Annotated in this window: 26 protein-coding genes; 15 read left to right on the forward strand and 11 right to left on the reverse strand. The window is 72.8% G+C overall.

Annotated features, from left to right (window positions below):
* Positions 1-48 precede the first annotated feature (48 nt).
* Positions 49-834, reverse strand: a complete 786-nt coding sequence (locus tag ACFYYJ_RS19020) for an SDR family NAD(P)-dependent oxidoreductase (RefSeq protein WP_389133826.1) — start codon at positions 832-834, stop codon at positions 49-51.
* A gap of 16 nt (positions 835-850) precedes the next feature.
* The gene (locus ACFYYJ_RS19025) at positions 851-1,798 is read right to left on the reverse strand and encodes an LLM class F420-dependent oxidoreductase (protein WP_385129700.1); all 948 of its coding nucleotides are present in this window, start codon (positions 1,796-1,798) and stop codon (positions 851-853) included.
* Between the two features lie 189 nt (positions 1,799-1,987).
* Here ACFYYJ_RS19025 and ACFYYJ_RS19030 point away from each other — a divergent pair, with 189 nt between their 5' ends.
* The 3 genes from ACFYYJ_RS19030 to ACFYYJ_RS19040 are packed head-to-tail and all read left to right on the forward strand — an operon-like array spanning position 1,988 to position 3,317.
* Complete coding sequence (locus ACFYYJ_RS19030) at positions 1,988-2,659, forward strand: hypothetical protein (protein ID WP_389133828.1); 672 nt, start codon at positions 1,988-1,990, stop codon at positions 2,657-2,659.
* Positions 2,656-2,928, forward strand: coding sequence for a hypothetical protein (locus ACFYYJ_RS19035; RefSeq protein WP_384590368.1), 273 nt, complete (start codon positions 2,656-2,658; stop codon positions 2,926-2,928). Before ACFYYJ_RS19030 ends, ACFYYJ_RS19035 begins: the two co-directional genes overlap by 4 nt.
* A complete protein-coding gene (locus tag ACFYYJ_RS19040; protein WP_389133830.1) occupies positions 2,925-3,317 on the forward strand; it encodes a type II toxin-antitoxin system VapC family toxin in 393 nt (130 codons plus the stop codon). The genes ACFYYJ_RS19035 and ACFYYJ_RS19040 overlap by 4 nt, the downstream gene beginning before the upstream one ends.
* Positions 3,318-3,329: 12 nt before the next feature.
* Here the strand turns inward: ACFYYJ_RS19040 and ACFYYJ_RS19045 are convergent, their stop codons facing one another.
* Together ACFYYJ_RS19045 and ACFYYJ_RS19050 are read right to left on the reverse strand one after the other, a co-directional pair.
* Positions 3,330-4,124: a hypothetical protein gene (locus ACFYYJ_RS19045; RefSeq protein WP_389133832.1), complete on the reverse strand. Its 795-nt coding sequence runs from the start codon at positions 4,122-4,124 to the stop codon at positions 3,330-3,332.
* Positions 4,125-4,139: 15 nt separating this feature from the next.
* Complete coding sequence (locus ACFYYJ_RS19050) at positions 4,140-4,871, reverse strand: sensor histidine kinase (RefSeq protein ID WP_389133834.1); 732 nt, start codon at positions 4,869-4,871, stop codon at positions 4,140-4,142.
* Between ACFYYJ_RS19050 and ACFYYJ_RS19055 the strand changes: the two genes are divergently transcribed.
* Complete coding sequence (locus tag ACFYYJ_RS19055) at positions 4,770-5,216, forward strand: NUDIX hydrolase (RefSeq protein WP_385129689.1); 447 nt, start codon at positions 4,770-4,772, stop codon at positions 5,214-5,216. The genes ACFYYJ_RS19050 and ACFYYJ_RS19055 overlap by 102 nt on opposite strands.
* A 13-nt stretch (positions 5,217-5,229) precedes the next feature.
* On the opposite strand, the gene ACFYYJ_RS19060 is transcribed toward ACFYYJ_RS19055, so the two are convergent.
* Positions 5,230-6,072 carry a trypsin-like serine peptidase gene (locus ACFYYJ_RS19060; protein WP_389133836.1) on the reverse strand — a complete coding sequence of 281 codons (843 nt, stop codon included), beginning with the start codon at positions 6,070-6,072 and terminating at the stop codon, positions 5,230-5,232.
* A 96-nt stretch (positions 6,073-6,168) separates the two neighbouring features.
* Complete coding sequence (locus ACFYYJ_RS19065) at positions 6,169-6,660, reverse strand: GNAT family N-acetyltransferase (RefSeq protein WP_389133839.1); 492 nt, start codon at positions 6,658-6,660, stop codon at positions 6,169-6,171.
* Between the two features lie 570 nt (positions 6,661-7,230).
* Between ACFYYJ_RS19065 and ACFYYJ_RS19070 the strand changes: the two genes are divergently transcribed.
* Together ACFYYJ_RS19070 and ACFYYJ_RS19075 are read left to right on the forward strand one after the other, a co-directional pair.
* Positions 7,231-8,319 (forward strand): alpha/beta fold hydrolase, encoded by a 1,089-nt coding sequence (locus ACFYYJ_RS19070; protein WP_389133842.1) that lies wholly within the window; start codon positions 7,231-7,233, stop codon positions 8,317-8,319.
* Positions 8,320-8,351: 32 nt separating this feature from the next.
* Positions 8,352-8,528, forward strand: coding sequence for a hypothetical protein (locus ACFYYJ_RS19075; RefSeq protein WP_389133845.1), 177 nt, complete (start codon positions 8,352-8,354; stop codon positions 8,526-8,528).
* A gap of 62 nt (positions 8,529-8,590) precedes the next feature.
* Here ACFYYJ_RS19075 and ACFYYJ_RS19080 read toward each other — a convergent pair whose 3' ends face one another.
* On the reverse strand, positions 8,591-9,811 hold the full coding sequence (locus ACFYYJ_RS19080; RefSeq protein ID WP_385129748.1) for an amidohydrolase family protein: 1,221 nt from the start codon (positions 9,809-9,811) through the stop codon (positions 8,591-8,593).
* Positions 9,812-9,942: 131 nt separating this feature from the next.
* Here ACFYYJ_RS19080 and ACFYYJ_RS19085 point away from each other — a divergent pair, with 131 nt between their 5' ends.
* The 4 genes from ACFYYJ_RS19085 (at position 9,943) to ACFYYJ_RS19100 (ending at position 15,034) form a co-directional block, all read left to right on the forward strand.
* Positions 9,943-13,083 (forward strand): BTAD domain-containing putative transcriptional regulator, encoded by a 3,141-nt coding sequence (locus tag ACFYYJ_RS19085; RefSeq protein WP_389133848.1) that lies wholly within the window; start codon positions 9,943-9,945, stop codon positions 13,081-13,083.
* A 200-nt stretch (positions 13,084-13,283) separates the two neighbouring features.
* Positions 13,284-13,463, forward strand: a complete 180-nt coding sequence (locus tag ACFYYJ_RS19090) for a hypothetical protein (protein WP_385129678.1) — start codon at positions 13,284-13,286, stop codon at positions 13,461-13,463.
* Positions 13,464-13,656: 193 nt separating this feature from the next.
* The gene (locus ACFYYJ_RS19095) at positions 13,657-14,424 is read left to right on the forward strand and encodes a methyltransferase domain-containing protein (protein ID WP_389133851.1); all 768 of its coding nucleotides are present in this window, start codon (positions 13,657-13,659) and stop codon (positions 14,422-14,424) included.
* A 28-nt stretch (positions 14,425-14,452) separates the two neighbouring features.
* Positions 14,453-15,034: a Uma2 family endonuclease gene (locus ACFYYJ_RS19100; protein WP_389133854.1), complete on the forward strand. Its 582-nt coding sequence runs from the start codon at positions 14,453-14,455 to the stop codon at positions 15,032-15,034.
* 1 nt (position 15,035) lies between these two features.
* Here the strand turns inward: ACFYYJ_RS19100 and ACFYYJ_RS19105 are convergent, their stop codons facing one another.
* Positions 15,036-16,634 (reverse strand): FadD3 family acyl-CoA ligase, encoded by a 1,599-nt coding sequence (locus ACFYYJ_RS19105; RefSeq protein ID WP_389134015.1) that lies wholly within the window; start codon positions 16,632-16,634, stop codon positions 15,036-15,038.
* Positions 16,635-16,823: 189 nt separating this feature from the next.
* Between ACFYYJ_RS19105 and ACFYYJ_RS19110 the strand changes: the two genes are divergently transcribed.
* The 3 genes from ACFYYJ_RS19110 to ACFYYJ_RS19120 are packed head-to-tail and all read left to right on the forward strand — an operon-like array spanning position 16,824 to position 19,232.
* A complete protein-coding gene (locus tag ACFYYJ_RS19110) occupies positions 16,824-17,975 on the forward strand; it encodes a lipid-transfer protein (RefSeq protein ID WP_389133857.1) in 1,152 nt (383 codons plus the stop codon).
* 7 nt (positions 17,976-17,982) lie between these two features.
* Positions 17,983-18,459, forward strand: a complete 477-nt coding sequence (locus ACFYYJ_RS19115; RefSeq protein ID WP_389133858.1) for a Zn-ribbon domain-containing OB-fold protein — start codon at positions 17,983-17,985, stop codon at positions 18,457-18,459.
* A complete protein-coding gene (locus ACFYYJ_RS19120) occupies positions 18,456-19,232 on the forward strand; it encodes an enoyl-CoA hydratase/isomerase family protein (RefSeq protein ID WP_385363290.1) in 777 nt (258 codons plus the stop codon). Before ACFYYJ_RS19115 ends, ACFYYJ_RS19120 begins: the two co-directional genes overlap by 4 nt.
* A 13-nt stretch (positions 19,233-19,245) precedes the next feature.
* Here the strand turns inward: ACFYYJ_RS19120 and ACFYYJ_RS19125 are convergent, their stop codons facing one another.
* On the reverse strand, positions 19,246-19,878 hold the full coding sequence (locus ACFYYJ_RS19125; protein WP_389133861.1) for a hypothetical protein: 633 nt from the start codon (positions 19,876-19,878) through the stop codon (positions 19,246-19,248).
* 155 nt (positions 19,879-20,033) lie between these two features.
* On the opposite strand from ACFYYJ_RS19125, the gene ACFYYJ_RS19130 reads away from it, so the two are divergent.
* Positions 20,034-20,357 carry a putative quinol monooxygenase gene (locus ACFYYJ_RS19130; protein ID WP_385133221.1) on the forward strand — a complete coding sequence of 108 codons (324 nt, stop codon included), beginning with the start codon at positions 20,034-20,036 and terminating at the stop codon, positions 20,355-20,357.
* Here the strand turns inward: ACFYYJ_RS19130 and ACFYYJ_RS19135 are convergent.
* Complete coding sequence (locus ACFYYJ_RS19135) at positions 20,347-21,138, reverse strand: alpha/beta fold hydrolase (RefSeq protein WP_385363288.1); 792 nt, start codon at positions 21,136-21,138, stop codon at positions 20,347-20,349. The genes ACFYYJ_RS19130 and ACFYYJ_RS19135 overlap by 11 nt on opposite strands.
* A gap of 170 nt (positions 21,139-21,308) precedes the next feature.
* Here ACFYYJ_RS19135 and ACFYYJ_RS19140 point away from each other — a divergent pair, with 170 nt between their 5' ends.
* A complete protein-coding gene (locus ACFYYJ_RS19140; protein WP_385133226.1) occupies positions 21,309-22,160 on the forward strand; it encodes a helix-turn-helix transcriptional regulator in 852 nt (283 codons plus the stop codon).
* A gap of 87 nt (positions 22,161-22,247) precedes the next feature.
* On the opposite strand, the gene ACFYYJ_RS19145 is transcribed toward ACFYYJ_RS19140, so the two are convergent.
* Positions 22,248-22,745: a peptidylprolyl isomerase gene (locus ACFYYJ_RS19145; RefSeq protein WP_385363286.1), complete on the reverse strand. Its 498-nt coding sequence runs from the start codon at positions 22,743-22,745 to the stop codon at positions 22,248-22,250.
* Between the last annotated feature and the right edge of the window lie 50 nt (positions 22,746-22,795).

A 22,795-nucleotide genomic window follows, 5' to 3' on the forward strand; every position in this document is an offset into this window, starting at 1 on the left:
CAATACCTGACGCTCCATCAGATATGGCCGAGGTTCGGCAGGGCGCGACTAGACGACGCTGACGCCCGCCATCCAGCCGCCGTCGATCACGAAGGGCTGGCCGGTGATGTACGAGGAGTCCTCGCTGGTCAGGAAGAGCGCCAGCTTGGCGATCTCCTCCGGCTGCCCCACCCGCCCCATCGGCACCACGCGCTGGTAGAGCTCCGCCATGGCGTCACGGGCCTCCTGGGGCAGGTCCGCCGGGTTCGTGTTGCCGGGGGTGGCCATCGCGGTGTCCACGGCGCCCGGGCACATCGCGTTGACCCGGATCCCCTTGGCGGCCAGCTCCAGCGCGGCCACGCGCGTCAGGCCGAGGATGGCCGCCTTGGTGGCCGCGTACGTGCCGACGTACGCCATGCCCGTCAGGCCCGTGTACGAGGAGGTGTTGACGATCGTGCCGCCGCCGGCCGCCTCGATCTCGGGGGCCACCGACTTGATGCCGAGGAAGGCTCCGACCTGGTTGACCTGCACCACCTGCTGGAACTCCTCCAGGGGGGTCGCGGTCAGCTCGTTGAAACGCAGGATGCCCGCGTTGTTGACCAGCCCGTCGATCGGGCCGAACGCCTCCTTCGCTGCGGCGACCGCGGCCGCCCAGTCCTCCTCGCGGCTCACGTCGAGGTGCGCGTAGCGGGCCCGGTCCTCGCCCAGCTCCTTGGCCACGGCCGCGCCCTGCTCGTCGAGCACGTCCCCGAGGAGCACCTTGGCTCCCTCGGCGGCGAAGAGGCGGGCCTCCTGTTCACCCTGGCCGCGCGCCGCGCCGGTGATGATCACGACTCGCCCGTCCAGCTTGCCCATGTCGTACTCCGGTCTTCTAGTCGTTGAGGTGCGGCGCGACGTCGGCGCCGAAAGCGGTGATCTGGTCGACGAGTTCGGCGCGGTCGCGGCAGCGGAAGCGGACCTGGATCTGGTCCACGCCGAGGGCCTTGTACTCCCGCAGGGACTCGGCGAGCACCTCCGCCTTGCCGGTCAGGGTGCGGCGGCCGGTGTCCCAGCCGGGCTCGCCGACGTACAGGGCCTCGGTGATCGCCCCGTACTCCATCGGGCCGCTCACCCCGGCCTCCTCGCGGAGTTCCTTGATGCGGGCGATCTGCGCGGGGAGCTTCTCGCGCGGGTCGCCCTGCGGGAGCCAGCCGTCTCCCCGGAGGGCGGCCCGGCGCACGGCGGCGGGCGAGGAGCCGCCGACCCAGACGGGGATCCGCTCCTGCGCGGGCCGGGGCAGCTGGCCGAGGTCCTTGAAGGAGAACCGCTCGCCCTCGAACTCGGGGTACTCCTCGGGCCCCAGGGCGGCGCGCAGCGCGTCGAGGGTCTCGTCGAGGACGGCGCCCCGGCGGGCGAAGTCCACGCCGAGGACCTCGAACTCCTCCTGGACGTGCCCGGCGCCGACGCCGAGGACCAGCCGGCCGCCGGACAGGTGGTCGAGGGTGGCGTACTGCTTGGCGCTGATCAGGGGGTGGCGCAGGCCGAGGATCGCGACGTGGCTGAGGAGCCGGACGTGCTCGGTGATCCCGGCCAGGAAGGAGAGGGTGGCCACCGGGTCGTACCAGATGGTGCTCATGGGGCCGGCGAGCCGGCGCGGGATGGCCACGTGGTCGCAGGTCGCCAGGTACCCGAAGCCGGCCCGGTCGGCGGCGCGGGCCACCTCGGCGAGGTCGGCGGCGCCCGCCGAGGCCTCCCAGGGTTCGGCGTAGATGGTGCTCTGCGACTGGACCGGGAGCTGCATCCCGTAGACCAGCCGACCTTCCGGAAATACGCGCGCCATGCCGGGCCCGCCTCGCCTTCGTCTGCCGATTCGTCATATCGGTGTGCCGGGCCATCGTCGTAGCTGACGATCCGTCAGGCAAGGGGGTGGACACAACGGGTGGCCGAACGCGACCGCGCGGCGACCCCCGCGCCGCGCCGTACGCCAATCCCCTGGCCCGATCTCGAACAGGCGGCCTAGGGTGCGCGCATGGAGCTGTTTCTCACCCTGGTCAGCGGACTGGCCTGGACGGTCGTGTACGTGGAGGCGATCCGCGTCGGGCTGCGCGACCGGACGTACGCGATGCCCGTTGCCGCACTCGCGCTGAACTTCGCCTGGGAGTCGATCTACGCCGTCCGCGACATCGCGACCGGCGTCTCCGCCCAGGGGGTGGTGAACGTGGTCTGGGCGGCCGCCGACGTGGTCATCGTCTGCACCTACCTGCGGTTCGGACGGGCCGACCTGCCGCGGTTCGTGACCCGCCCGATGTTCGCCGTCTGGTCGGTCCTGGTGTTCGGCACCGGATTCGCCGTACAGGGCCTGTTCCTGGCCCACTTCGGGGCGCACGACGCCACCCGCTACTCGGCGTTCCTGCAGAACCTGCTGATGTCGGGCCTGTTCATCGGCCTCTTCGCGGCCAGGTCGGGCCCGCGCGGGCAGTCCCTGACCATCGCCGTGGCCAAGTGGCTGGGCACCCTGGCCCCGACACTGCTGTTCGGCGTGATCGAGGACGCGCCGTTCATCCTCGCCCTGGGCATCCTGTGCAGCGTCTTCGACCTGACCTACATCGGGCTGCTCCTCCAGGCCCGGGCGAACGGCGACCGGGAGCGGCCGAGGAAGACCGAGGCGAATAACATTCCTTTTGTTGAACTGTCCCCATGACCGACCAGCCGGCGCCTGGGGAAGGCCCGACCCGCCCCGTGTCCGTCTCCCTCCATGAGGGGACGATCGCCGCCCTCAAAGCGCGCACCGGGAAACGCGGCATGTCCTCGTACATCGAAGCGCTCGTTCAGCGGCAGCTGGAGCGTGACCGTCTCCGCGAGCTGATCGAGGACTCCGAGGCCGTGAACGGACCCGCCGATCCGGCAGCCGTCGAGACGAAGCGGGCGATCCTGCGCGGCGAGGCATCGGCCTCGTCGGACGCCGCATGAGCGGAACGCTCGTTCTCGGTTGCGAGGGACTCTCCCGGCTCGTGCGCCGGGATCCCGGGCTGCTGGAGTGGCTCTCCGCGGCCGAATCCGAAGACATCCGGGTGGTGATCAGCTCCGTCACACTCGTCGAGGCCCGCGACCCCAGGGTGAACCAGGCCCAGTTCGACTACGCGGTCTCCCGCGTGAACGTCGTCGCGCCGAGCGAGGCGATCGCACGGCACGCGAGCAAACTGCTTGCGGCCGCGGGGCTGCACGGTCACAAGTACGCACTGGACGCCATCGTGGCGGCGACGGCCCTCGACCAGCCCGGCCCCGTCACCGTGCTGACTTCGGACCCCGAAGACCTGTCGGTACTGTGTGCAGGCCGGATCCGGATCGTTCGGATCTGACGGTTCAGGCCGTCAGAAGCCTTCCGGGCCCATCACGATGACCGGCTTCGCCGCCGGGTCGAGGGTCTCCAGGACCTTCTTCATGGCCTCCTTCGGGATGCCCACGCAGCCCTGCGAGGGGCCGTCGTGGTCCACGTGGAGCCAGATGTTGCCGCCCTTGCGCTCGCCCTCCGGCTTGGTGGGGTCCAGCGGGGACGTGCCCGGCTTGCGGTTGAAGTCGACCGCGACCACGTAGTCGAAGGAACCGGCCAGGGACTCGCCGTTCACCCCGCGGCCCGTCGCCACGAACGCGCCGTCCTTGCTGTACGGAAGCCTCGTGCCCGGCGGCTTCGCCAGCAGACCGCCCGCGTCGGTCAGCGCGAACACGCCCTGCGGGGAGGTCAGGTCCCCGTACGTGCGCTCCGTGGACCAGCCCTTGGCCCCGTTGCGCGCGGGCCAGCTGTCGGCCCGTACCCAGTCCGCGCCGGCCGCGGGCCGCGTGTACAGGGTGGCCGTGGACTCCGAGGAGTCCTTGGCCTTGCCGGTGACCAGGATGAGCTGGCGGGACTCGGCGGGGATCCGGGTCCGGGTCTGCTCGCTGACGCCCGGCAGGCCCTGGAGGGCCTCCCGGACGGCGTCGCGCGCCGCGCGGTCCTCGGCCGGCGGGCGGGAGTCCGCCCGGGCCCGGGGGCCGGCCTCCGACCTCTCCGGATCGTCGGCGGCGTACACCCAGCCCGCCCCGAGGGTCAGCAGGCCGAAGGCGGCCGCCAGCGCCACGCGGCGCGTCGGACGGGGCGTGCGGGAGCGGGCTCGGCGGTGCTTGCTCATTGGGCCGACCGTACATCAGCGGATCTTCGAACCCGGTGCACCCGGGGAGGCGTCCCGTCGGTCCGCGAGCGGGAAACGGACCCGCACCGTCAGCCCGCCCTCCGGCTCCGCGTTGGCCTCGACCGCGAGCGTCGCGCCGTGCGCCCGCGCGACGGCCGCCACGATCGAGAGCCCCAACCCGGCGCCCTCACCTGCGGTGTGCTGCCGTTCGGCGCGCCTGCGGAACGGCTCCAGGAGCCTCGTCACGTCCGCCGGATCGATCACCGGGCCGGTGTTGGAGACGGTCAGTTCCCCGTCGGCGGAGGTCTCGACGACGATCCGGCCGCCCGCACGGTTGTGACGTACGGCATTCGCCGGCAGGTTCCGCACCAGGTGCCCGAGGAGCGCCCGGTCCCCGGTGACCGTCAGCGGCGCGAGGGTCCGTACGACGGTGGCCGGCGCGGGCGGCGCATCGGCTGTGGGCCCGGCCGTCGGCCCGGCCGTCCGCTCGGCCGCGGTCAGCGCCGCCTGCTCCGCTGCCCCGCGGCCCGGCTCTCGCCGCCGCCGGCGGCGGCGGGTTAGACGGAGGCAGGGGCGCGTGGGGCGGGCTGAGACAGGGGGACAAAACGCATTCCCCGCCCCCTCCCCCCGGCGTACGCTGGATCGATGCGCACTCGAACTCCACGTCACGCGGCCCGCGTTGTCATCGTCTCCCCCGAAGGTTCGGTGTTCCTCTTCCGCGAGAACAACGTGGAGGTGGGCATCCACTGGCTGCCCCCGGGCGGCGGCATCGATCCCGGCGAGAGCCCCGAGGAGTGCGTACGGCGCGAGCTGCGCGAGGAGACCGGGTGGACCGACCTGGAGCCCGAGCGGCTGCTGTGCACCTGGGAGCACGACTTCACGCACCAGGGGATCCCGGTGCGCCAGCACGAGCACATCTACCTCGCCCGGGGCCCGCACCGGGAGCCGGTGCTGGAGTACCCCGGGATCCACTGGCAGTGGCTCTCCCCGGAACGGCTGGCCACCCTCGGCGAACCGCTGTGGCCGCCGCGCCTGGCGGAACTGCTGGCCGACGCCCCGACGGAGCCGGTCCACCTGGGCCTGCTGGCGTAAAGCCGAACCGACCTCAGCCCTTCCCGGTGGCCTTGGCGTACAGCGAGGCGGCGTACTCCCCGAGCACCGTGCTGGTCGACTCGTCGTCGGTGTCGCCGCCCGTGAGGATGCCGACGATCTTCCCGTCGCGGGCGATCCACGCGCTGCCGCTGGTGCCGCCGGGGAAGTCGGCGCAGTCGAAGCGCTGTTCGGTGTCACTGAGGCGGACCGCAACCGCCGTGCAGGTGCGGGGCACCTTGCGGTCGGCCGGATATCCGGTGACGGTCACCTCCTCGGCGGTGCGGCCGGTGGTGTCGAGAGCGGCCGCGCCGGTCACGTCCTCGATGTTGCGCCCCTTGTCGTCGGGGACGATGCGGGCGAAGGCGAGGTCGTAGTCGTCGTCCGTGCCCTCGGCCCAGCGCTCGTCCTCGAAGACCTTCTCTATCTTCCAAGTGCCGTACGGAGCGAAGCCGTTGGCGTACGCGGGTGCGAAGACGGCCCCGCCCTCGCCCTTGGTCTGGTCCCCGGCCAGCAGGCAGTGCCCGGCGGTGACGATCAGGTTCTTGCCCGGACTGCGCACGACGGTCGCGGTACAGAAGTGGTCCCCGTCCAGGCCGCCGGTGAACAGGGCCCCGGTGAAGGCCGCCGGGCCGCCGGGCTTGGGGGGCACCGGCGCGGGCAGCGGCGAGGCGAGCTGAGAGTTCGGCGAAGCTTGCGAACGCGACGACGCCGTCGGCGAAGCGGTCGGCGCGGCCTTCGCGCGCACGGGCGGAGCCCCCTCGGGCGGCGGCACCAACTCGGCGACCGCCGCGGACGCGCCCAGCGCCGCCAAGGCGCACAGCACCACCGTCACCACGTTGCGCCTGTCCACCGGCATGATGATCCTTCCGCTTTGCCCCGGCGAAGCATGCCTCGGCGGCGGCACGGTTGCAAGGGGCGGGGTGCGGCGTGGCGGGCTTCGTACCGGAGGGAATCAGCGGGTTGGGGGCTCGGACCGCACGAAGCCCATGCCCGGGCGCCCGTCGACGGAAATCTCACCGGTGGGGACGAAGCCCGTGCGGGTCAGGACGGTACGGGAGCCCGTGTTGTCGAGCGTGGTGACGGCCCGCAGCGTGGTCACCCCGTACCGGGTGGCGGCGAGCCGGCAGACCTCGCGCACGGCGGCCGTGGCCAACCCCCGGCCGGCGGCCCGCTCGGCGATCCGGTAGCCGAGCTCGGCCGCACCGTCCTCGACGTCGACGAGGTTGACCCTGCCCAGCACCTCCCCGTCGTCGCCGACGAGCAGGTGGAAGAAGCACAGCCCGTCGGCCTGCTCGGCCAGCAGGGCTCCGTGCCGATCGTCGAAGTACGCGAAGTAGGAGTCACCCCGGTCGGGGACCGAGGCGGCGAAGTAGGCCCGGTTCTCCCGCTCGAACGCGAGCAGGGCCGGGGCGTGGTCGACACGGAGCAATTCGAGTTCGGGCATGCGCCGATGCTAACGCTGCGGCCGCGGGGCACACCGAGCCCCGCCGGTACCCCCGCGCCGCCGAGGCCGGGTGCGCGGGGCGCCCCCGCAGGGCCCCGAACGCCGGCGCTCGCCGGCGTTCGGGGCGCGGACAATCCCAGCCTCGCCGGCGCTTGAGGCCCGGGGTCACCATCCAGCCTCGCCGGCGTTCGAGGCGCGGGGTCCGGGGCGGAGCCCCAGGGAACGGTGGAAGGGCGGGTAGGGGACGGCTCCGCGCAGCGGCACCGCCCTGGCCGGGCCGGGCCGCGGTGCCGTCGGGGCCGGGCGCGCGCCGGGGCACCTCCTCGGGCGTCGAACCCGATGCGGCACCGGCAAGCGGAACGGGTTTCGTTCGACGCCCTGCGGGGGCGCCCCACCGCACACCCGACCCCGACGGTGCGGGGGTGCGGGCACGGGCCGGGCCGGGCCGCCGAGCACCGGTGCGGCGCTCACCCGAACCGGCTTCGCCCCAACGGAATTGACGCCTTGCCAGATCGCAGATCTCGCGTACTCTTCCCCTCGAAGCCAAAACAGTGTCTGGGGGAAACAGTAATGATCGGTGTCATCCTCACCGCCACCACAGCCGCGCTCGCCGCGCCCGTCGCCGCCCTCTTCGGCCACCGCGCCGTGCGCCGGTCGGCGAACGCCGCGCTCATGCGGATCGACTCGCCCACCGGCATCGACGAGCAGCGCTTCGTCCGCATCGGCGGGATCGAGCAGTGGATCTCGATCCGCGGCGAGGACCGCGCCAACCCCGTGCTCCTTGAGATCCACGGCGGGCCCGGCGCCGCGAGCTCCCCCTACGGGGCCCGCACCCGGGAGTGGGAGAGGCACTTCACCCTCGTCCGCTGGGACATGCGCGGCGCCGGCCTGACCTTCGCCCGCGGTGGCGCCGCCGCCCAGGGCGGGCCCGTCACCTTCGACCGGCTCTACGAGGACGCCCTGGAGGTCACCCGGTACGTCCTGGACCGGATGCGGGTGGACCGGGTGGTGCTCGTACCGAGCTCCTTCGGCACCGTCCTCGGGCTGCGCCTGGCCCGCAACCACCCCGAGCTCTACTCCGCGTACGTCGGCACCGACCAGAACGTCCCCGAGGCCGGCCGGGACACCTCCGCCTACCGGGCCACGCTGGAGCGGCTGCGGGCGGCCGGGAAGACGAAGCGGGTGGCGGAGATCGAGGCCATGGGGTCCGACCCCGCGCGGTGGACCCGGGCGCAGCGGACCTCGTACGCGAAGCTCTGCGCCGGCAGCGACCCGCTGACCCTGGACACGATGAAGAAGGTGGTCCTGGGCTCGATGTGGCTGTCGCCGCTCTACACCCTCGGCCGGATCAAGGCGTACTTCCAGGCCCAGGCCTTCTCGGAGACCGTCACGGACGGGGCGGCGGGGTTCGACGGGTGGGCCGACGGGACGTGCTTCGAGATCCCCTTCTTCGTCTTCCAGGGCGCACTGGACGTGATCACCCCGGCGGCGCGCGCCAAGGCGTACTTCGACGCGGTCGAGGCGCCGGTGAAGGGCTTCGAACTGATCGAGGACGCGAGCCACTTCGCCTGGATCCGGCGCCCGGACCGGTTCCTGGAGCTCCTCCTGACCCATGTCCGCCCGCTGGTCACGACCACCCCGACCCCCGCGGTCCCTTAGCGGGTAGGGCAGTTGCCCGATCCTCGCCCTCGGTGGGCGCGGGGCCGGTGGCGTTCATGGACGTACGGGTCCTGCTGCCGCTGCTCGCCGCGGCGGGCCTGGCCGTGGCGACGCTGCTGCTCGTGTCCCGACGGCCCCAAGCGGGCGGGTGCGACCTACGGATCGGGGCTCCGCCCCGGATCCCGCGCCTCAAACGCCGGCGGGGTTGATTCTCCCCGCCCGGCCCGCGCCCCCGGCCGGGGGCGCGGGCCGGGCGAAGCCGAGCCCGGGGCTACGCGCCCGCCCACAGCCCGTCCGGCGTCAGACCGAGCAGGTCGATCGCGTTGCCGCGCACGATGCGGTCCACTACGTCCGGGGCCAGGTGGCCCATCTGCGCCTCGCCGACCTCGCGGGACTTCGGCCAGGTGGAGTCCGAGTGCGGGTAGTCGGTCTCGTACAGGACATTGGCGACGCCGATGGAATCGAGGTTCTTGAGTCCGAAGGCGTCGTCGAAGAAGCAGCCGAAGACGTGCTCGGCGAAGAGCTCCGACGGCGGTCGGTGGACCTTGTCCGCGACCCCGCCCCAGCCGCGGTTCTCCTCCCACACCACGTTCGCGCGCTCCAGGATGTACGGGATCCAGCCGATCTGGCCCTCGGCGTACATGATCTTCAGGTTCGGGAAGCGTTCGAACTTGCCGCTCATCAGCCAGTCGACCATCGAGAAGCAGCAGTTGGCGAAGGTGATGGTGGAGCCGACCGCCGGCGGGGCGTCCGCGGAGGTCGACGGCATCCGCGAGGACGAACCGATGTGCATGGCGATGACCGTGCCGGTCTCGTCGCAGGCCTCCAGGAAGGGATCCCACTCGTCGGTGTGGATCGACGGGAGCCCGAGGTGCGGGGGTATCTCGGAGAAGGCGACCGCGCGCACGCCGCGGGCGGCGTTGCGGCGGACCTCGGCGGCGGCGAGGCGCGCGTCCCACAGGGGGATCAGGGTGAGGGGGATCAGGCGGCCTTGGGCCTCGGGGCCGCACCACTCCTCCACCATCCAGTCGTTGTACGCGCGGACGCCGAGCAGCCCGAGCTCGCGGTCCTTGGCCTCGGTGAAGGTCTGGCCGCAGAAGCGCGGGAAGGTCGGGAAGCAGAGCGCCGACTGGACGTGGTTGACGTCCATGTCCGCGAGGCGGTCGGGAACCGAGAAGGAGCCCGGGCGCATCTGCTCGTAGGTGATGACTTCCAGTTTGATCTCGTCGCGGTCGTATCCGACGGCCGTGTCGAGGCGGGTGAGCGGCCGGTGCAGGTCCTCGTACACCCACCAGTCGCCGATCGGGCCGTCGTCCCCCTTGGCTCCCATCACGGGGGCGAACTTGCCGCCGAGGAAGGTCATTTCCTTCAGGGGGGCGCGGACGACGCGGGGGCCGATGTCCTTGTACTTGGACGGGAGCCGGTCCCGCCAGACGTGGGGGGGCTCAACCGTGTGGTCGTCCACCGAGATGATCTTCGGGAAGGTCTCCATGACCCATACGGTAGCGCTCATCTGACGAACCGTCAGCTAGTTGGGAGCCGATCGCTCCGGGACGGGCTGACGTGTACGCGCAAGACAGGGCAGACTGACCCTTACACCGACGGAAGGCAGGGGGAGGACAGATGGACGGCGTACCGGCCATCCCGAGCCCACGGCGGCACCCCGGTACGACCCGGCGCGCCCCTGCGGCCACAGCCGCACCCGCAGCGGATCCGGGAAGCCCTCCCGGGGCGGCCCCTGCGGCCACCACCGCGGCCGGACCGGGAACCTCTCCGTCGGCCGCCGCCATCCCCTCCGGCCCCGCGGCCACCCCCGGCACCTCGCGCCCCGGCCCCGCCGAAGCCCCCGGCCCCGCCGGGGACTCGCGGTTCTCCGTCCTCGGACCCATCCGCGCCTGGCGGGGCGACGACGCACTGCCCTCCGGGACGCCCCAGCAGCGGGCCCTGCTCGCCGCGCTGCTGCTGCGCGGCGGCCGTACGGCCACCGCCCCCGAACTCATCGACGCCATCTGGGGCGACGACCCGCCCCAGCAGGCCCTCGCCACCATCCGTACGTACGCCTCCCGGCTGCGCAAGGTCCTCGACCCCGGGCTGCTCGTGTCCGAGTCCGGCGGCTACGCCATCCGGCTGCGCTCCGCCGCCACCCTCGACCTCGGCGTGGCCCGCGGCCTCGCCGACGACGCCGAGGCGGCCCGCGAGGCCGGCGACCGCGCCCGCGCCCGTACGCTCCTGACCCGCGCCCTGAACCTGTGGGACGGCGAACCCCTCGCCGGGGTCCCCGGCCCGCACGCCGAAACCGAACGCACCCGGTTGGAGGAGTGGCGGCTCCAGCTCCTGGAGACCCGCCTCGACCTGGACCTGGAGGTGGGCCACCACGCGGAGGCCGTCTCCGAGCTCACCGCCCTCACCGCCGCCCACCCGCTGCGCGAACGCCTGCGCGAGCTGCTGATGCTCGCCCTCTACCGCAGCGGCCGGCAGGCCGAGGCCCTCGCCGTCTACGCGGACACCCGCCGGCTCCTGGCCGGCGAGCTCGGCGTCGACCCGCGGCCCGAACTGGCCGCCCTCCAGCAGCGCATCCTCAACGCCGACGCCGACCTGGCCCGCGCCGAGGACTCGGCGCGGGCCGCCGCCGCCGTCCACGTACGACCCGCCCAACTGCCTGCCACCGTGCCCGACTTCACCGGCCGCACCGGCTTCGTCGAGGAGCTCGGCGCCATCCTGGGCGGCGGCGCCCGCGGCCAGGTCATGGCCGTCTCCGCGCTCGCCGGCATCGGCGGCGTCGGCAAGACCACCCTCGCCGTGCACGTCGCCCACACCGCCCGCGCCCACTTCCCCGACGGCCAGCTCTACGTCGACCTCCAGGGCACCGAGCCGCGGCCCGCCGAGCCCGTCGCCGTCCTCGGCGCCTTCCTGCGCGCCCTCGGCACCCCCGACACCTCCATCCCGGACACCGCCGACGAACGGGCCGCGCTCTACCGCTCCACCCTCGACGGCCGCCGCGTCCTGGTCCTGCTCGACAACGCCCGCGACGCCGCCCAGGTGCGGCCGCTGCTGCCCGGCACAGCCGGCTGCGCCGCCCTGGTCACCAGCCGGGTCCGCATGGCGGGCCTCGCCGGGGCCCACCTCGTCGACCTCGACGTGATGAGCCCCGAGGAGGCCCTCCAGCTCTTCACCCGGATCGTGGGTGCGGAGCGGGTCGGGGCCGAGCGCCAGGCCGCCCTCGACGTGGTCGGCGCCTGCGGCTTCCTGCCGCTCGCCATCCGCATCGCCGCCTCCCGCCTCGCGGCCCGCCGCACCTGGACGGTGTCCGTCCTCGCCGCGAAGCTCGCCGACGAACGCCGCCGCCTCGACGAACTCCAGGCCGGCGACCTCGCCGTCAAGGCCACCTTCGAGCTGGGCTACGGCCAGCTGGAGCCCGCCCAGCAGCGCGCCTTCCGGCTGCTGGGCCTCGCCGACGGGCCCGACATCTCCCTCTCGGCCGCGGCCGCCGTACTGGACCTGCCCGTGTACGACACCGAGGACCTCCTGGAGGCGTTGGTCGACTGCTCCCTCCTGGAATCCGCCGCCGCGGGCCGCTACCGCTTCCACGACCTCGTACGCCTCTACGCGCGTGCGTGCGCCGAACGCGACGAGCAGCCGCCGAGCAGCCGGGACGCCGCCCTGGACCGTCTGCTGGACTTCTACCTGGCCACCGCCTCCGGGGTCTACGCCCTGGAACGCCCCGGGGACCGGCTCCCCGCGCACCTCTCCGACACCCACTACCCCGGCCTGGTGTTCCCCGACTCCCGCGCCGCCATGGACTGGCTGTACCAGGAGGCCGACCCGCTGCTGGGATGCGTACGGCAGGCCTCCGTACGGGGCGGCGACTCGACGGTGCTGCGGCGGGCCGTGGACCTGCTGTGGGCCGCGAAGGACCTGGCCGAATCCGGTGCCAACTCCAAGCAGTACGAATCGGCCTCCCTCGCCCTGCGCGACGCCGCCCGGGCCACGAAGGACCCGTACGCCGAGGGCCGCGCCCGCACCACCCTCACCAACGTCCACCTCGTCGCGGGCCGCTTCGCGGATGCCGACGACGAGGCCCGCCAGGCCATGGCCCTGGCCCGCGAGGCCGGCGACCCGCTGCCCAGCTGCTGGGCACCCAACGACCGCGGGATCATCGCCCTCCACCAGGGCCGGCACGCGGACGGCGAGCGCTACCTGCTGGAGGCCATCTCCAACTTCCGCGCCGACGCCAACTACGTCGGCGAGGCCAGCGCCCTGTGCAACCTCTCGCGGATCCACGTGGAGCTCGGCAGGCTGCCCAGCGCCATAGACCTCGCCCAGCAGGGCATCGCCATCTACGACCAGATGGGCCTCACCCTGCGCCTGGCAAACGGCCGCTACGCGCTGGGCATCGCCCTCACCCAGGCGGGGCGGCACGGCGAGGCGCTGGCGCAGCTCACCGAGGCGCTCGGGCTGTTCCACGACAACCGCCAGCCGCTGTGGGAGGGGATCACCCACTACAGGCTGGCGGAGGTCCACCTGTCGGCCGGCAGGGCGACGCAGGCGGCCGCGCACGCCGAACAGGCCGTCGCGTTACGGGTGATGGGCGGCGAGTGGCGGCGGGCCTGCGTGCTGATGGTGCTCGGACGGGCGCTGCGGCGGCTGGGTCAGCGGGACCGGGCGCGGGCGTGCTGGCGGGACGCGGAGGCGGTGTTCGCCCAACTCGGCTCGTTCGAACTAGCCGAAGTGCGTGCGCTGTTGGCGTCCGAGATCGCGGCCTGAACCGGACCGGGCTGTCCGGAACTGTTCCGACCTGCGCGATCGGGCGCTGAATGAGACGTTCATCGTTCGTTTATCGCCGCGCGTCATCGTAAGTGCATCGACTCGTCGCGTCGGGGGGCACGCGGGTCGGCTGGACGACCCGCTCGGCGGTCCGCGGGGGAATCGCCGAGCGGGTCCCGACCCACCATCAGGAGTGCGTGATGACGACGAACGAGAACATCCTTCCGGTCGACGGCGACATCAAGCCGCTGGACAACCACGCCACGGGCATCGAGATCAAGCCGCTCGACAACCACGCCACCGGCGAACCGATCACGACGGCCCCGGCCGACGAGGAGATCGTGACGCTCGACAACCACGCGACCGGCACCCTGCCGTAACGGCGGCGCCGCACCACTGGGGACCCACGGGGGTACGGGGGTACCGGGGACCCAGAGGTACGGGGGAACGGGGGAACGGCGGCCGCGGTGGCCCGGAGGGGGAGCCACCGCGGCCGCCGCGTTCGCATGTCCGGGAAAGGCCGAAGGTCCCGCGATCCCCGCCGAGGGGCTCGCGATCACTACCCTGGGGACGGTGTTCACCTCCCACGGGCCGAGCGTCCGCGAACTCGCCGCACAGGCCCTCACCTCGGTCGAGCGGGGCTACGACCTGCTCGCGCCGAAGTTCGACCACACCCCCTTCCGCACCCCGGACCGGATGCTGGACGCGGTGGAGGAGGCCCTCGCCCAGCGGGAGGGCTCCTTCGGCGCCGGGCTGGACGTCTGCTGCGGCACGGGCGCGGCGATCGGCATGCTGCGGCGGCTGTGTCGGGGGCGGGTGACCGGGGTGGACGTCAGCGCGGGCATGCTCGCCGAGGCCTCCCGCGCGCACGCGGACGAGCGCGTGGACTTCGTACGGGCCGACGCGCGGGCGCTGCCGCCCGCGCTCGGGGACTCGTACGACCTGGCCGTGAGCTTCGGCGCCTTCGGCCACTTCCTGCCGGCCGAGCGGCCCGCCCTGTTCTCCGGGGTCCACCGGGCACTGCGGCCCGGCGGGGTCTTCGCCTTCCCGATCGGCGCGCCGATCCCACCCACCTCCCCCGTGTGGTGGGCGGTGGCGGGCTTCGACGCGGCGATGCGGGTGCGCAACGCGGTGTGGCGGCCGCCCTTCGTCATGTACTACCGGACCTTCCCGCTGAGCGGGGTCCGGGAGGACCTGCGGGCGGCCGGTTTCACGGTGGAGACCGTGCCGCTGGAGCACTTCGGGCGGCAGCCGGGCGGCGCCCCGCGGTGGAGGCTGGTCCTGGCCCGGCGCGGGGAGGGGCCGGGCCGAACGCCGGTACCGAGGGTCATGTCTGAGTAGGCTGGCCCAGGACCCCCTGGAGGAAACCATGGCAGCCGAGCTTCCCGAACTCCCCGAATGGATGTACCCGCCCCGTCCGAGCGGCTGGGAAGCGGACGACCTCGATCACCTGCCCCAGGCCCCCCGGCACACCGAGCTCATCGATGGAGCGCTGATCTTCATGATGTCCCCGCAGCGGTCCTGGCATGCCCGGCTCGTGGAGAACCTGACCTTCACCCTGCGGCAAGCCGCACCCGAGGGCACCGAGGTCGAACGGGAGATGACCGTCCGGCTCGACAAGAAGAGCCGCCCCGAGCCGGACATCCTGGCCGCGACGGCCGCCTACGATCCCGACCGCACCCGCTACCTCCCGAACGAGGTCGTCCTGGTGATCGAAGTGGTGTCCGAGGAATCGGCCGACCGTGACCGCTCCATCAAGCCCTTCAAGTACGCCCAGGCCGGGATCCCCCACTTCTGGCGCGTCGAGGACGAGGCGGGCGAGCCCGCCGTCCACGTCTACGAGCTGGACACGGTCACCCGGTCCTACGTCCCCACCGGGATCCACCGCGAGTGGCTGAAGGTGTCGGTGCCGTTCCCCGCGGCCATCGACCTGGGCAAGCTCGTCCCCTGACTCAGCCCGTGCGCAGTTCCCGCTTGAGGACCTTGCCGCTCGCGTTGCGCGGCAGTTCGGCGACGAACTCCACCTCGCGCGGCACCTTGTAGTTGGCCATCTCCCGCCGGGACCAGGCGATCAGGTCGTCGGCGGTGAGGGTGGATCCCGGGCGGCGCACGGCGTACGCCTTGCCGACCTCGCCGAGGCGGGGGTCGGGGATGCCGACGACGGCGACGTCCGCGATGTCCGGGTGCAGGCCGAGGAGCTGCTCTATCTCGGCGGGGTAGGCGTTGAAGCCGCCGACGATGAACATGTCCTTGATCCGGTCGGTGATGCGCAGGTTGCCGTGCGCGTCCTTGAACCCGACGTCGCCGGTGTGCAGCCAGCCCTCCGCGTCGATCGTGTTCGCGGTCTCCTCGGGGTCCTCGAAGTACCCCTGCATGACGTTGTACCCGCGCACCAGGATCTCGCCGACCCGTCCGGTCGGCTGCGGCCGCCCGTCGGAGTCCGCGATCGTCACCTCGGTGTCGGGGATGGCCCGTCCCGAGGTCTCCGCGATGACCTGCGCGGGATCCCCCTGCCGGCACATCGTGACGATGCCGCTCGCCTCGGAGAGCCCGTAGGCGGTCAGGACGGTGGCGATGCGCAGCTCGCTGCGGAGCCGCTCGACGAGCTGGAGCGGGACCACGGCCGCGCCGGTGACGACCAGGCGCAGGGCGGAGAGGTCGTGGTGGTCGCGCTGGGGGTGGTCGAGGAGCGACTGGTGGAGGGTGGGCGGCCCGGGGAGGACGGAGATCCGCTCGGCGGCGACGTTGGCGAGGACGGTGTCCACGTTGAATACGGGCTGCGGGACCATCGTGGCGCCGCGCATCAGGCAGGCGATGATCCCCGCCTTGTAGCCGAAGGTGTGGAAGAAGGGGTTCACGATCAGGTAGCGGTCGCCCTCGCGCAGCCCGGCGAGCTCGCTCCACACCTCGTAGCAGCGCAGGGACTGGCCGTGGGTGATGACGGCGCCCTTGGGGCTGCCGGTGGTGCCGGAGGTGAAGATGATGTCGGAGGGCGCGTCGGGGCCGATGGACCGCGCGCGCTCGCGGACGGCCTCGACCGGGACGGAGTCCCCGCCGGCGAGGAAGTCCTTCCAGGTGCGGAAGGACTCGGGCGCGTCCTCGGCGAGGACGACGACCTGCTCCAGGTGCGGCAGCCCGGGCAGCGGACCCGTGCCGGGGCCCTCGGCGGCGGCGCGGCGCAGCGAGGCGACGTAGGAGGTGCCGAGGAAGGTCCCGGTGACGAACAGCAGCTTCGCGCGGCTGCGCTCCAGGACGTACGCCGCTTCCGCGCCCTTGAAGCGGGTGTTGAGCGGGACGAGCACGGCGCCGGCCGAGACGGCGCCGAGTGCGGAGACGATCCAGTCGAGGGTGTTGGGGGCCCAGACGGCGACCCGGTCGCCGGGTTCGACGCCGGCGGCCAGGCAGGCGGCCGCCGCGCGCTCGACGCGCTCGCCGAGTTGCGCGTAGTCGATCCTGACGCGGCCGTCGACGACGGCCTCGCGGTCGGCGTACCGTACGGCTGCCTCCCGGACGAGCCCGGCGATGCTTCGCCGGCGCAGGTCCGCGCGCACGTCCGCCCGCACCTCTTCTCGTACGCCCTCGCGCCGGTCGCCGTGCGGCTCGCCGAGCCCGCCTTCGCGCCCTTCGTCGCCCATCCGTGCCACCCCTCCGCGAACCCAGTAGCTGACTATCCGTCAGATTAGCGGTAGCCTTCGCGGCTGTCAGCAGTACCGGTGCACCCCTCACCCACGGAGGTGGCGATGGCGGCAACGCTCAAGGACGCTACGGCGATAGTCGGCATCGGCCAGACGCCCTTTGCCAAACGACTGCCGCAGTCCGAGAAGGAACTGGCCTGCCGGGCCATCCTGGCGGCCCTCGACGACGCGGGCATCGACCCGTCCGAGGTCGACGCCTTCTCCTCGTACACCATGGAGGAGACCGACGAGGTCGAGGTCGCCAAGGCCATCGGCGCCGGCGACGTCACCTTCTTCTCCAAGATCGGCTACGGCGGCGGCGGTTCCTGCGCCACCGTCGGACACCTCGCCGCGGCCGTCGCCACCGGACAGGCCACCGTCGGCGTCGCCTGGCGCTCCCGCAAACGCGGCTCGGGCCCCCGGCCCTGGAAGAACACCGCCGTCCAGCTGCCCACCCCCGGCCAGTGGACCCGCCCCTTCGGGCTGCTGCGGCCGGCCGACGAGATCGGCATGCTGGCCCGCCGCTACATGCACGAGTACGGCGCCACCCGCGACCACCTCTTCAACGTGGCGATGGCCTGCCGCAACCGGGCCAACGAGAACCCGGCCGCGATGATGTACGAGCGCCCGCTGACCCGCGAGATGTACATGACCTCCCGCATGATCAGCGACCCGCTCTGCCTCTTCGACAACTGCCTGGAGACCGACGGCGCGCTCGCCTGCGTGATCGTCTCCGCCGAACGCGCCCGGGACTGCCGCCAGAAGCCCGTCTACGTGCACTCCGCCGCCCAGGGCCTGCCCTCGCAGCACCACGGCATGGTCAACTACTGGAACGAGGACCCGCTGAGCGGCCCCGCCTGGACGGCCGCCCGCCACCTGTGGAAGCAGGCCGACTTCGGGCCCCAGGACGTGGACGTCGCCCAGATCTACGACGCCTTCACGCCGCTGATCCCGCTCTCCCTGGAGGGCTACGGCTTCTGCGGACGCGGCGAGGGCGCCGCCTTCACCGAGGGCGGGGCCCTGGAGATGGGCGGCCGGCTGCCCATCAACACGGGGGGCGGCGGCCTGTCCGAGGCCTACGTGCACGGCTTCAACCTGATCAACGAGGGCGTCAAGCAGCTGCGCGGCATCTCCACCGCCCAGGTGCCGGACGCCGCGACCTGCCTGGTGACGGCGGGCGAGGGTGTCCCGACGTCCGCGCTCCTGCTGAGGAGCTGAGCCGGCCATGACCGCATCCGTACCCACGCACGCACCCACTCCCTCCTCGACGGAGGGCCTGCTGCTGCCCGTCCCCGACGAGGACGGCGCGCCCTTCTGGGAGTACGCCGCCCGGGGCGAGCTCCGCGTCCAGGCCTGCACGGCCTGCGGCGAACTCCGCTTCCCGCCCCGCCCCTGCTGCCCGCACTGCCGGTCCTTCGACAGCGAGTGGCGCCTGATGAGCGGCCGGGGCCGGATCTGGTCCTACGTACTGCCTCACCCGCCGCTGCTGCCCGCGTACGCGGCGCAGGCCCCGTACAACGTGATCCTCGTGGAGCTCGCCGACGCGCCCCGCATCCGGCTCGCCGGGAACCTGGTGACCTCCGCCGACGCCCCGCTCGACTCCGTGGACCCGGCCAGACTGCGCATCGGGGCGCGGGTCCAGGTGACCTTCACGAGCGTCGACGGGATGGCCGTGCCGCGCTGGATCCTGGAGAAGTCTTGACGCTGCGGGTGGAGCGGGACAAGGCGACCGGGGTCGCGGTCGTCACCCTGGACCGGGAGCACCGGCACAACGCGATCGACCTGGAGACGGCCTCCGAACTGATCGAGACCTGGCGGGAGTTCCGCTTCGACGAGGACGTGCGGGCGGTGGTGCTGACGGGCGCGGGGACGGCCGCCTTCTGCACGGGCATCGACCGGGGCGTCGAGGTGCCGCAGCCCGGCTCCCCGTACTCGGTCGACGATCCGCTGGCCGGGATCGGGCCGAAGGCGGGCGACCTGTGGAAGCCGGTGGTCGCCGCCGTCAACGGCATGGCCTGTGGCGGGGCGTTCTACCTGCTCGGCGAGTCGGAGTTCCTCGTCGCGTCCTCCTCGGCGAGCTTCTTCGACCCGCACACCACCTACGGGATGGTCAGCGCCTACGAGGCCGTGTACATGGCGCAGCGCATGCCCTTCGGCGAGGCGGCCCGGATGTCCCTGATGGGCACGGCCGAGCGGCTCTCGGCGCGGCGCGCGTACGAGATCGGGCTCGTCTCGGAACTGACCGAGCCGGGGGAACTCCTCCCGGCGGCCCTGCGGGCGGCGGAAACCCTGGCCGGCCACCCGCCGGGGGCCGTGCAGGGCACCGTACGGGCCCTGTGGTCGGCTAAGCAGGCCGCACTCCAACAGGCCCTGTCCCAGGCGCCGGCCCTGATCTCGCTGGGCAACCTGACGCCGGACGACCAGGCGGAACTCTTCGCGTCCCGCCGACCCGGGAAGGAGTTCCGACTGCGCTGAGCCGGTGCGGCCGTCAGCGGGAGGGGCTCGCCTTGGGCCCGGCCTTGCCCGTGACCCTGGGCGTCGCCTTCGGCGCGGCCGGGGCCGTGGCCGTCGCCTTGTCCGTGGCCTTGGGCGTGACCTTGGGCGTCCCCGGGCCCCCGCCCGTGGTGTCCGCACCCCTGACGGGCGCGTCGATGCGGCACTTGGCGACCTGTGGGGCGTGCGAGGCGTCCGTGAGGGCGACGTCGACGGTGCGGGTCTCGCGGGCCTCCAGGGTCACGCGGACGACGCTCTGCTCGACGACGGCGCCGGTGGCGCTCTCGCGGTAGAGGGTCACGGAGAAGGCCGCCCGGACGTCGAGCGTCGAGGTGAAGCCGATCGTGGTGACCGACGCGGTGGCGCCGACGCAGGTGACCACCTCGGCCGTGGCCGGGGTGGTGCTCGCACGGGGAGACGCGCCGGCGGTCGCGGCGCCGCCGTTGCCGCCGCCGTACGACTTCTTCTTGCCGCTCTTCGAGCTGGAACAGCCCCCGCCGCCACTGCTCTTGCTCTTGCCCTTGCCGCTGCCGCCGCTGCCGCCGGCCCCGTTCGAGGAGAAGCCGGACAACGCGAGCACGACCCCCACCAGTACGGCCGTGAACCTGATGCGCCGTCCAACCACCACCGGCCCGACCCCTTCCCCCCGTTGTCGGCGCGCCACGGTACCAGAACGCACCCACACCAATGAACAGATCCGTACAGTTGCAAGACTGAACCGTTCTGTTTAGTCTCTGGGTGTCGAGGTCACCACGACCGCGCCATTCGCCGAGGGGGAGCGTCATGTCCGAATCCGACCCCGTTCCGGGGCCCGCCCCGCAGCCCCCCGTGACGGCGATCGCCCGTCTCCGGGCCCTCCCCGGCCGGGAGGCGGAAGTCCGCGCCCAGGCCCTCGCCCTCGTCGCCCCCACCCGGGCCGAGGCCGGCAACCTCTCGTACCGCCCGTACGAGGACCCGGTCGCCCCCGGCGCCTGGGTGGTCCTGGAGGAGTGGGCCGACGACGCCTCATGGCAGGCCCATCTCGCCTCCCCCCACCTGGCCGCCGCCCTGGCCCGCACGGCGACGCTCCTGGCGGAGCCTCCTGTACTGCGGGTGTTCACGCGATGAAGTCGCTCACGAGCTTGACGAAGGTGTCCTCCTGCTCGAAGAGCATGACGTGGCCCGCGTCGATCTCGGCGTAGGAGCTGTTCGCGATGGCGGCGTTCAGGTCGCGGCTGTGCTGGACCGGGACCGTGATGTCCTGGGTGCCGCCGATCACCAGGGTGGGGGCCTCGATGCGGGGCAGCAGCGGACGGATGTCCACCCGCAGGTCGTAGTCGATGTGGCGCAGGGTGCCCTCGGTGGGCGGCATGTTGGGGATCAGGGCCTCGAACGCCTCGCGGCCGATGGCGTTGAGGAACCCGCGGCTGAAGCCGGTCATCGCCACGGCGCGGCCGAAGGAGGCGGGATCGGAGGCGCCGAGGTCCCGCCAGAGGGTGAAGAGGCTGCGCAGGTACTCGTCGCTGTCGGTGTGGGCCCACCCGGCGACCAGGATCAGCTTCCGCACCAGGTCGGGGCGGAGCGCGGCGACGGTGGCGGCGACGGTGGAGCCCATCGAGAAGCCCAGCAGGTCGACCGGCCCGTCCGCCGCCTCCACCGCGTCCTCGATGACGGCGATGACCTGGGCGGCGAGACCCTCGGCGGTGAGCGGGGCACCGTCGTCCACGGTCGCCTCGGTGCCGGACAGGTCGGGGGTGATCACGGTGTGGTGCGGGGCGAACCGGGGCGCGGTCTGGCCCCAGTTGAGGGCCGCGCCGGCCGATCCGGTGCCGTGGACCAGCACCAGGGCGGGGCCCGAGCCGGTCTTCTCGTAGTGGACCTGCGCGCCGTTGACGTCGACGATGGCCATGGTGTGCTCCCGTGTCTGTGCGGTGCCGACCGTGTCGGCGGTGTCGGCCGGGGCGTTCTCGCTCCGGCCAGACCAACAGTGCCGCCGCCCGTAAGGGGCCGGGAGAGCCCTCCTTACCCTGGGATCGGCAGTCCCTGGTTGGGCATCCGGCCGTCCGGCAGGATGACCGTATGAAGATCGACCGTGAGGCACTCGCCGATTTCCTGCGCCGCTCCCGCGAGCGGGTAAGGCCCCAGGACGCCGGCCTGCCGGTCGGCCCCCGACGGCGCACGCCGGGCCTGCGCCGCGAGGAGGTCGCCCAGCTGGCCGGCATGTCGGCCGACTACTACATCCGCCTCGAACAGGCCCGAGGCCCGCAGCCCTCGCCGGAGATGCTCGCCGCCCTGGCACGGGCCCTGCGCCTGTCCGACGACGAACGCGACCACCTCCACCTCCTCGCCGGCCGCCGCCCGCCCGCCGCGCGGACCTCGGGCGACCACGTCGGCCCCGGGCTGCTGCACCTGATGGACCGGCTCCCCGACACACCCGTCCAGGTCCTCGGCGACCTCGGTGACGTCCTGGCCCAGAACCCGATGGCCGAGGCCCTGCTGGGCGGCGTGTGCACGGTCTCCGAGCACGGCCGCAACGTGGCCTGGCGCTGGTTCGCCGACCCGGCCCAGCGCGTCGCCTACCCCGCGGAGGAGCACGAGTACTACAGCCGGCTGCACGTGGCCGACCTGCGGGCGGCCGTGGGCCGGCGCGCGGGCGACCCGGCCGCGGCGCGCCTGGTGGAGCGGCTGAAGGGGACCGGTGAGGAGTTCACCGCCCTGTGGGACCTCCACGAGGTCTCCGTGCGCCGGGCCTCGCGCATGCGGGTCCTGCACCCGCTGATCGGGCCGGTCGAGCTGGACTGCCAGGTCCTGCTCGCCCCGGAGGGCGACCAGCGCGTGGTCCTGTACACGCCGCCCGTCGGCAGTGACACCGCCGAGCGCCTCGCCCTCCTCAAGGTGGTCGGCACGGGCCAGTTCACCGCGGCGGGCTGACCGGCCGCCGACGCCCGCGAGGGCCCGCGAAAACGGCTGCGGCCCCGTCCCCCGGTGTGGGGGCGGGGCCGGCAGGCCTGGTGTGGATCAGGCGGCGTCGACGACGCCGGAGGCCGCGATCTCGATCTTCGCGCGGGTGGCGCCCGAGGGGGAGCCCAGCTTCTCGATCTGGTCCACGATCTCGGAGCCCTCGACGACCTCGCCGAAGACGACGTGCTTGCCGTCCAGCCACGGGGTCAGGACGGTGGTGATGAAGAACTGCGAGCCGTTGGTGTTGCGGCCGGCGTTCGCCATCGACAGCAGGTACTTGCGGTCGTGCTTCAGGTCGAAGTTCTCGTCCTCGAACTTCTCGCCGTAGATGGACTTGCCGCCGGTGCCGTTGTGGTTGGTGAAGTCACCGCCCTGCAGCATGAACTGCGGGATGACGCGGTGGAAGCCGGAGCCGGCGTAGCCGTAGCCGTTCTGGCCGGTGGCCAGCTCGCGGAAGTTGCGCGCCGTCTTCGGGACGACCTCGTCGAAGAGGTTGAAGACGATGCGGCCGGCGGCCTCGCCGTTGATGTTGATGTCGAAGTAAACGTTGCTCATGGGGTCCATCCTGTCACTCCCGGTGCCGTGCGCTACCCGGCGGGGCCGGA

It is taken from the genome of Streptomyces sp. NPDC002467, assembly GCF_042889825.1.
Classification (GTDB): Bacteria; Actinomycetota; Actinomycetes; order Streptomycetales; family Streptomycetaceae; genus Streptomyces.

Coding starts and splice junctions, on each gene's coding strand:
- ACFYYJ_RS19040 (WP_389133830.1), top strand. CDS start 2,925: ATGAGCGGAACGCTCGTTCTCGGTTGCGAGGGACTCTCCCGGCTCGTG.
- ACFYYJ_RS19060 (WP_389133836.1), bottom strand. CDS start 6,072: ATGCCGGTGGACAGGCGCAACGTGGTGACGGTGGTGCTGTGCGCCTTG.
- ACFYYJ_RS19085 (WP_389133848.1), top strand. CDS start 9,943: ATGGACGGCGTACCGGCCATCCCGAGCCCACGGCGGCACCCCGGTACG.
- ACFYYJ_RS19135 (WP_385363288.1), bottom strand. CDS start 21,138: ATGGCCATCGTCGACGTCAACGGCGCGCAGGTCCACTACGAGAAGACC.
- ACFYYJ_RS19055 (WP_385129689.1), top strand. CDS start 4,770: ATGCGCACTCGAACTCCACGTCACGCGGCCCGCGTTGTCATCGTCTCC.
- ACFYYJ_RS19045 (WP_389133832.1), bottom strand. CDS start 4,124: ATGAGCAAGCACCGCCGAGCCCGCTCCCGCACGCCCCGTCCGACGCGC.
- ACFYYJ_RS19080 (WP_385129748.1), bottom strand. CDS start 9,811: ATGGAGACCTTCCCGAAGATCATCTCGGTGGACGACCACACGGTTGAG.
- ACFYYJ_RS19030 (WP_389133828.1), top strand. CDS start 1,988: ATGGAGCTGTTTCTCACCCTGGTCAGCGGACTGGCCTGGACGGTCGTG.
- ACFYYJ_RS19130 (WP_385133221.1), top strand. CDS start 20,034: ATGTCCGAATCCGACCCCGTTCCGGGGCCCGCCCCGCAGCCCCCCGTG.
- ACFYYJ_RS19070 (WP_389133842.1), top strand. CDS start 7,231: ATGATCGGTGTCATCCTCACCGCCACCACAGCCGCGCTCGCCGCGCCC.
- ACFYYJ_RS19110 (WP_389133857.1), top strand. CDS start 16,824: ATGGCGGCAACGCTCAAGGACGCTACGGCGATAGTCGGCATCGGCCAG.
- ACFYYJ_RS19115 (WP_389133858.1), top strand. CDS start 17,983: ATGACCGCATCCGTACCCACGCACGCACCCACTCCCTCCTCGACGGAG.
- ACFYYJ_RS19020 (WP_389133826.1), bottom strand. CDS start 834: ATGGGCAAGCTGGACGGGCGAGTCGTGATCATCACCGGCGCGGCGCGC.
- ACFYYJ_RS19025 (WP_385129700.1), bottom strand. CDS start 1,798: ATGGCGCGCGTATTTCCGGAAGGTCGGCTGGTCTACGGGATGCAGCTC.
- ACFYYJ_RS19065 (WP_389133839.1), bottom strand. CDS start 6,660: ATGCCCGAACTCGAATTGCTCCGTGTCGACCACGCCCCGGCCCTGCTC.
- ACFYYJ_RS19140 (WP_385133226.1), top strand. CDS start 21,309: ATGAAGATCGACCGTGAGGCACTCGCCGATTTCCTGCGCCGCTCCCGC.
- ACFYYJ_RS19100 (WP_389133854.1), top strand. CDS start 14,453: ATGGCAGCCGAGCTTCCCGAACTCCCCGAATGGATGTACCCGCCCCGT.
- ACFYYJ_RS19090 (WP_385129678.1), top strand. CDS start 13,284: ATGACGACGAACGAGAACATCCTTCCGGTCGACGGCGACATCAAGCCG.
- ACFYYJ_RS19035 (WP_384590368.1), top strand. CDS start 2,656: ATGACCGACCAGCCGGCGCCTGGGGAAGGCCCGACCCGCCCCGTGTCC.
- ACFYYJ_RS19145 (WP_385363286.1), bottom strand. CDS start 22,745: ATGAGCAACGTTTACTTCGACATCAACATCAACGGCGAGGCCGCCGGC.